We start from the raw sequence: 7,965 nt of genomic DNA, 5'->3' as shown, positions 1-7,965 counted from the left end.
CTACATCAACAACGTCAAGGTAGAGATGACCATCGGCTCCAGGACCATCAAGGTCAACGGCAAGAGCCTCACGGTCAATATGATACCCAAGATCCAGAACGGCAGGACCATCATCGACGTGTCCGACCTGAAGAGGGCCTTTGATCTGGCCAAAGAAACCAATTAAGCTTTATTATACAGAGCCGGCTTTTGGCCGGCTTTTTTCTTATATCGAGCGGGTCCGGCCCCCGGTGTTTGCGGGCGGGCTGCGCCTCTCATTATTTTCTTTTCGCCGAAGGTCACAAGGAACATCGGCTCGTAAATCGGTGTCATATGTATGTGATATTGGCATCAAAGATAAGTATATATATACGCCACATAAACTGACTGTGAGGTATGATGTTTTGAAAAAGCTCTTTATTACCTTATTGCTCGTTGCCGTTTGCGCCGGTTTTGCTGCGGCAAGGTCGGACATCAAGGCCGGTAATATGCTGCAGAATTATGAGTTCCAGGAGGCAGACGCCGATCCCGCGCAGCCTGCGGGCTGGACCATGGACGACGCCATCGCGCCGGACTTCACCTATACGTCCGGAGAGCTGTCCTTCAAAAACACTACTGCCACCGGTACGATCACTCCCCAGTACATATATCAGGACGTGGATATCTCCGGCGGCACGGGCCGTCTTTATACCGTGGGTCTGAACATTGACGCCGTGGATACCTTCAAGATGCTCAAGTTCATGGGCCTTGACGAGGACAACGTGAACGTGCAGGTCCAGTGGCTGGACAACGACGGCAAGGTGCTCAAGACAGAGAAGACCAGAGGCTTTTTGGAACATCACGCTCAGATGTACAGCTTCACCGGCAGCGACTACGCCTTTGAGAGCAGGGTGTACTGCCCCCGGGACGCCAACATAACGACGTGCCGCTTCTGCGTTTACGTGGCCAAGGGCGTTTATGCCCGGAAGATCTCCATCAACCAGGCCTGGATGTATCGGGACAAGAAGCCCGAGCCCTACATCGCCCTGGGCAACACTTACAACCTGGGTTACGAGCCCATAGTAAAGGCCACCGGCAACGTGGTCAACGATCTCAGGGTCTCCTTCCAGGCTTATTCCGACTGGAGCGACGTGTCGGCCAATGGCGACACGCCCTGGTTCTGCATCTATCCCGTGATGGCTCCCGGCAAGGCGGCCAACAAGGAAGTGAGCAGCAACGACCCCACCTGGGGCGTCGATCAGGGCGTCATGCACGGCGGGTTCACCGAGATCCCTGAAGGCCTGCCCAAAGATGAGCGCTACTGCCTGGAGATGCGGAGCATATATCAGGGCAAGGAGACTGTCCTGGCCAGGGACTATTTCTACTATAAGCCTGATTATCAGAGCAAAAAGATGGGCTGGGAGCTCGACAGCGAGCGCAGGTTCAGGAACCGCCGGGGCGACTTTGCCACCATGTTCGGAGTGTCTATGGATCTGGACCGGGGCTACGACACCGATGACAGCGTGTTTTCGCTCAACAACTCGGCCAAATATCTGAAGTCCCTGGAGGTTGCCGAAGCCGACCTGGTGTTTGCCAAGGTCAGCTGGGGCAATGACTGGTACACCCTGGGCAATGACGTGACCAGGAACACCCCCAACTGCAAGTGGTTCTACGACATTTCGGACCACATGTATGAAAAGGGTATGTCCTACTACGACTGGTTTGACATAGCCAACAACGCCCGCGTCCAGGGCTCCCGCCTCATGGGCTACGTGGCCTGCGACAACCTGGGTATGCCCACCCTGCAGGACGCCGTCAAGTACAAGGAGCAGCTGCGCTCCTCCGACCGGCAAGCCGTGATAGCCAACAGGCTCCCCGGCATCAGCGAGTCGGAATTTGGCGAGGCCGCCGTCTATTCCCGCGCTGCGGGAGACGTGGTCATCCTGGACCTGCTGCCCTCCAACGGCAGCAACTGGCGGGAGAGCGACTTCCCCATAAACAACAGGTTCTTCAACGAGAAAAGGATGTTTGACCGGCCGGTCATAGCCCTGACCAAGGGCTCCGGCGCCAATCCCAAGGATATGCTGCGGCTCATGGCCTACGCCCGGGACAAGAAGCTGGCGGGCCTGGTGTTCGACGTCAATCCCAGCAATGCCGTCACCGACAACATACTGAACCCTCAGCTGGAATGGTCCAACTACGTGGCCGCTATGCTCATGAAGGGCTTCCTGCAGGACGACCCCTCCCGCATCGAGGGCTTTGAGGCCCGCGCCAACGACGGCCTCGGGACATACATCGCCCACGGCGGCATATTCACCCTGTCCAACAGCGTGGCCACCCTCAACGGCGGCGTCAATGTACCGGCCGGCCGCGTACACGTCAACGAATTCGTCAATGGAGAGGACGAGTGCTTCTTCATTGTGAGCGGCACCATGACGGATATGGAGAACAACTCTGTCAATCTCATACTCGAGAGTCCGAATTCCGGCTACGTCTGCGAGATCAAGAACATCGACACGGCCGGCGAGCTTACCGCCATGCAGCCTGACATTGCTTACCAACCTCAAGTAAGTTTCAACGGCGTGACGGTGATCTACGTTCACAAGCCCGCCAACTAAGATATCACCCCGGCCCCGGCCGGTCAGCATAATTTTGAAGGTCACCTATTGCGATTTTTGAAATCGTCGGAGGAATTATGAAAAGATTTGTCACAGTATTTGCTCTGCTTATAGCCATAGGAGTAATTGCCTTTGCGTATTCGGGCACTCCCATAGGCATATGGGAAGGTCTTGGCAATAATACGGAAAAGCAGGCGTTCAACCCCGATTCCAGGGACATGGACGCCAAGAAGGTGGTCCCCATCTGGATCTATCCCGAGATAGACGACGGACAGGTGTTTGAGAAGACCCTGGACTCCGAAGGCGTCGTGGTCAACAACGACAGCGAGGCCGCATGGGCCGCCGCCGGAGTGGACACCACCCCCGTAGGCCTGAAGGGCGACGAGAACCCCGGTGATATGAGGGGCAGCAAATTCATGTATTGCGAATCCGTTTACGGCGTGGCTGTGGACGCGGGTCAAACCGCTGCCATAGACTACACCTTTTCGGGCCTGCCCAAGGGTGACTATCAGGTCAATCTTTCCATTCCTTCAAAGCTGACCATCAACAACAACGATTACAATCTGTGCAACACCGCATACGTGAGGATCAAGGTAAACGGCAATGCCGCCTTTACCACCGCGGTGGACATGTCCAGAGAGCAGTATTCCGGCGAGTGGATATACGCCGGTATGGATACGCTGGTCCTGCCTGACGAGGACAACACCGTGACCGTGACCATCACCAACTTCGGCGAGTATCTGGATGAGGATACTCTTTCCGAGGACCAGGCTCCCGCCATAGTGCTGGCCGATGCCGTGCGCCTCATCAAGCTGAGCACCGCTCAGATGGTGGGCTCCCCGGTGGCCGAAAGGGCCGGCGTGGGCTCCGTCATATTTGACGACAAGGATCTGCAGTTTGAGAACGGCAGCTGGCAGCAGCTGGACCTGGACCACGTTCCCATTCTGGCCTCGGGCCAGATAGCTCTGGGGAACAGCGTGTCTGTCCTGCGCCAGCAAGACGTCCATGGAGGCAACGAGGCCCGGCTGGCCTTCAGCGTGGGAGCGCTGGGCGACTACAGGATCAAGATACACTGCCCTCAGACCTCCGACGACATAGAGATGGAGAGCGGGTTCGGCCCCATCAATGTCGAGGGTACCACCAGCACCTACTCCTTTAGAATAGAGGACGATACAGAGGTCACAAAGGCCGATTTCACCGGGACCACCGGCCCCGGGGGCTGGCTCACCCTGTCCAGCGATCCGTTGATCCGGTTTGTTCCCGGGAGAGTGTACTATCTGGTCATCGAGCCCGGCCGCAGCACTACCACCAACGGTATGCTCTTTGACGCCCTGAAGCTGGATCCGGCCATGCTATCCCCGGATGCAGAGTTCTCCGCCAACGGCTTCCCTATAGTATATACCTCTATCAACGAAGCCGACGACCGGGTGGACTCGGCCTTGCCCGCCCACTGGCAGGGCCGCCTGTGCGCCGTCAACGCCACCGGCGATGACGAGAACAAGGTGGCCACGGACCTGTGGACCTATCCCAACAAGAATACTGACAAATGGGGTCTCTACGAGGGTCCCGTGGTGGGCGGCTTTGCCACCACTCCTCTGGTGACCACCGCCATGGATCCCAGGACCGGCAGACTGGAAAAGGTGCTCTTCGTAGGCGACAAGAGCGGTATATTCTACGCCTTTGACGCTGCGGGCTCCGATTACGCCTCCGGCAATAAGACCAATGCCAGGCTTCTCTTCAAGGGCCCCGGCCTCTTTATCAACGAGCTGGCCGCCAATACCAACAGGATAGTGCCTGCCAACGGGATAGCCTTTGGCTCCTCCTACGCCATGCTGAACTCCGACGACGCCAGCATGGAATACGTCATATCCGCCAAGGACAGAGCTGCCTGCGGCGACGAGGACGTAGTTGACGAATACGAATTCAAGACAGTGGCCTCCGGCTTTGATTACGGTATCAAGGTGTTCGTTCCCAACGTGCCCCAGACCGTAGGCTCCACCTTTGAAGTCATGGTGGAATACGGAGTCGGCGGCTCGAAGAATATCAAGACCATCCAGGGCCTGCAGATCAAGGCATCGGATCTGGGCAGCTGGAAGAAAGTGTCCGGCGACCTGCACTTTGCCCGCCCCACCAAAGTCACTGTGAAATACACCGGCGGCGCCTTTTTGGCCGCCGACCAGATATGGCTGTATCCCTTCACCGTGCCCGGTGAAGACCTGGCCTTTGGCGACGCCGCTCCCGTAGCCGACATCAACAAGGCTCCCGCGGGCACTCCCGCCGCCGAGCTGGCCTGCGCCTCCCAGGTGTTCGCCACCACGGCCAACGGACGCACCTGGTGCTACGAGCTCAGCCACATGTGGAACGACGACGCCAAGTGCATCGGCCGCCTGGTATGGTGCACCCCCAATCTGAACGACGCCGCTCCCGAGGGAGGAGCCACTCCTCTCTTTGCGGACCATTCATCTTATTCGGACGATTATCTGGTCACCTTTACCAAGAATCCCAATGATACCGGCGACCGCTGGACCCTGACCCGCTACTCCTGGCTCAAGGACCGGGTCTTCAGCAACGAGACCTACGAAATATATGCCGAGGATCGCCACGTCATCGACGGCTGCGGCGACGGCCCCAAGGCCATATCCGGCTTCAAGGCCTCCGACGGCACCTGGTACTGCAGCGTGCCTACGGGCAATCCCGACAGCAACCAGCTGCTGGTGTACTCCTTCAAGGATTATGACACTGACCTGAGCTACGTCAGCGCCGGCTCCAGCCCCTTCATGGGTGTGGCCTCCGTACTGGCCATGCAGAGAGCCGCTTCGGGAGACAGCGACTACAAGGTGCTGGCCGCGGCTCTGAACGGCTACATATTCAAGAACGGCATCGACGGCTCGGACGTCTCCGCCATATCCTCCTTTGAAAAGGGATCTCTGGCCGGCGTCGCCTCGGATATATACGACAAGCCTATCATCAATTCTTCCTCCACCACCACGGTGCCTCAGGGCTACTGGGGCGCTCTGGACGGATATCTGAGAGCCTTCAACATGGCCACCGGCGAGAACCTGAACACTCTCATCGCAGGGACCCCGGGCAAAGATGACCAGATCCGGATCAAGTCCATGCCCTTCGTGCTGGACAACGCCGACCAGTACGGCAACAGCCTGCTGGGCATCAACGGCGCCGACGGCTACTTCTGGGCCTATTCCCAGGGCGTGTACGGCGGCAAGTACAAGGGCAAGCACCGCAAGGCTCCCGCCGATTGGCAGGAAGACGTGATAGATGAGATAGAAGAAGTGGATCCCGCCGACACCGCCGACACCAGAGCGGACGCCCAGGTGGAGCTGCTGACCTACGAGGCCTTCCAGGAAGCTCTGAAGCAGACCAAGAACGCCTCCAAGACCATACTCGGCAGCACTGCCAAAGCTTCAGTGGAGGCTATGAGCAGCAGCGATGACCTGAAGTACGGCCTGATCACCAAGAAGATGAAGGCCATCTCTTCCGAAGACTGGAACTATATAGCCACAGGCAACGCCCTTACTCCCGCTGACATCAGTCCGAGCGGCGTCTCCAACGTGAGCAGCGTCCAGCAGCAGATGAGGCTGAGGCTCTATCTCCTGAGAGAAGCTTCCAAGGCCAGGACCTCCATAGACGTGGACGGCAACGATATTTCCACGGTGCTGAAGGGCGAGTCCCGGGCTCTCATGTGGAACTCCAATCAGAACGACGGCAGAAAGCACGGTCATCCCGGCATCCGCCTGGAGTGGGGCGACAAGCTCTACGCAGCCGTGTGGAACCTGTCCAGCGGCATTCAGATGAACAATCGTCCCTTCGTGTTCCTGAACGGCCCCGGCGACTCCAATATCCGCAGGCTGAACAGCGACTGCTGCAAGCTGGTGGGTGAGGTCAGTTATCCCGTATTGACCGAGGACCCGGCCACCGGTGAATACGTCCAGGTGGCTGTTAACTGGCAGCCCATGATCAAGACCCTGAGGCTGTATGAGATCAGTCTCGACTTTGGCAACGGCAAGCTGGCCAGCATGGTGGGCAGCGGCTGGAGACTGGCTCTCCAGATGCGCAACAACGTAGGCGAGTTCCGCATGCCCGTGCCTCATCTGATGAAGACCAGTGAACTGTTGCCCTTTGACAGCTATCTGCGCGATGATAGCAAGGAATACGTCGTCGCCAGACGTATGATGAACACCGACGCCCCCGGCAGAGCCGAGCATATCACGGTGAACAACCCTCTGGCCATCAAGCTGGGCAACACCGAGGTGGGCGACAGCTACGACCGCTACGATGCCGAGGTGGGCTCCAACGGCCTGCCCATAGGCAAGAAGATCAGTGATTACGGCGTGGATCTGGGTGAGTACGATCACGGTATGTTCACGCCCCTCTCCGATCTCTTCAAGGTGGCCGACAGGTCCATGACCGACGTGAACCCGGTGAGATTCGGCAAGAACGGCCTCAGCGTCCCCGACGACGACCAGTTCTACGCCGACCGGTTCCCCTGGGAATACGGCAGAGGCTCTGCGGACTATCCCAACATATCCGGCGACAACGTGTACGCCTTCACCGGCGACAGCGCCGAGCTGGACGCCATTTCTCTGGAAACAAAGCATGCCTGGAGCACCAATGACGCGAGCAAGGATCCCTATTTCAACGGCCGCACCGGCAAGGTGAATACGGGTGACTATACCGCCGTCCGGTATCAGGTGGACATCCCCAGATATCAGCCGGCCATGAAGAGATACGAGGCCAACGCCGTGATCTACATCGACGTGAACGGCGACGGCAAGTTCAACAAGAACGGCGGCATGTACAATGGCGAGGGCGTGAAGGAGCGCGTGCATGACAATCCCGGCGACGAGCCCTACAGAGTGTGCCAGGTTTACTTTGGCATCAAGCCCGACGCCACCATCAACCTGTATGCCGACTCTCTGGACTTCGGCGACGAGGCCCACGGCGTAGGCTATCCTCTGGCCATGAACGGTATATTCTATCCGTTCTACAACCGCATCCTGGGCAACCACAACGGTGAGATCAACAGCCTGCTCTACAGAAAGCCCGAGATCAGCCGGTTCTTCCAGCCCTTCAAGATCACCAACGAGGGCAACATGAACCTGTATGACGTGGGCATCACCAAGCAGCCTCTGTTCGCTGCCAAGCTGGACAGCTCCTTCAGCATGGCCGCCGAGGGGGTCAAGAGCTCGGCTGCCTACACCGGCAACTGGAAGGACGCCCTGAGGATACACGAGAACAACATAGTATCCAGTCTGGACTACAGGATATACTCGGACGTGACGGACAACAATTCGAACGATCTGAGCCTGATATATCCCTTCTCGTCCAACAGGAAGAATCTGAACGACAAGCTGGCCGCCGGCGCCACCTT

At 58.0% G+C, this 7,965-nt stretch carries 3 protein-coding genes; all 3 read left to right on the top strand.

The window, feature by feature from the left end; genetic code table 11:
- Positions 1-4: 4 nt before the first annotated feature.
- On the top strand, positions 5-166 hold the full coding sequence (locus IK083_06355; protein MBR4749173.1) for a hypothetical protein: 162 nt from the start codon (positions 5-7) through the stop codon (positions 164-166).
- Positions 167-467: 301 nt separating this feature from the next.
- Positions 468-2,576, top strand: coding sequence for a hypothetical protein (locus IK083_06350; protein MBR4749172.1), 2,109 nt, complete (start codon positions 468-470; stop codon positions 2,574-2,576).
- 77 nt (positions 2,577-2,653) lie between these two features.
- On the top strand, positions 2,654-7,965 hold a 5,312-nt coding region (locus IK083_06345; protein MBR4749171.1), incomplete at its 3' end, for a hypothetical protein.

The organism is Abditibacteriota bacterium (assembly GCA_017552965.1).
Classification (GTDB): Bacteria; Armatimonadota; UBA5829; order UBA5829; family UBA5829; genus RGIG7931.
Note: the sequence above shows the minus strand (reverse complement) of the source record. Positions and strands in the feature narration are given on the sequence as shown.

Coding starts and splice junctions, on each gene's coding strand:
- IK083_06350 (MBR4749172.1), top strand. CDS start 468: ATGCTGCAGAATTATGAGTTCCAGGAGGCAGACGCCGATCCCGCGCAG.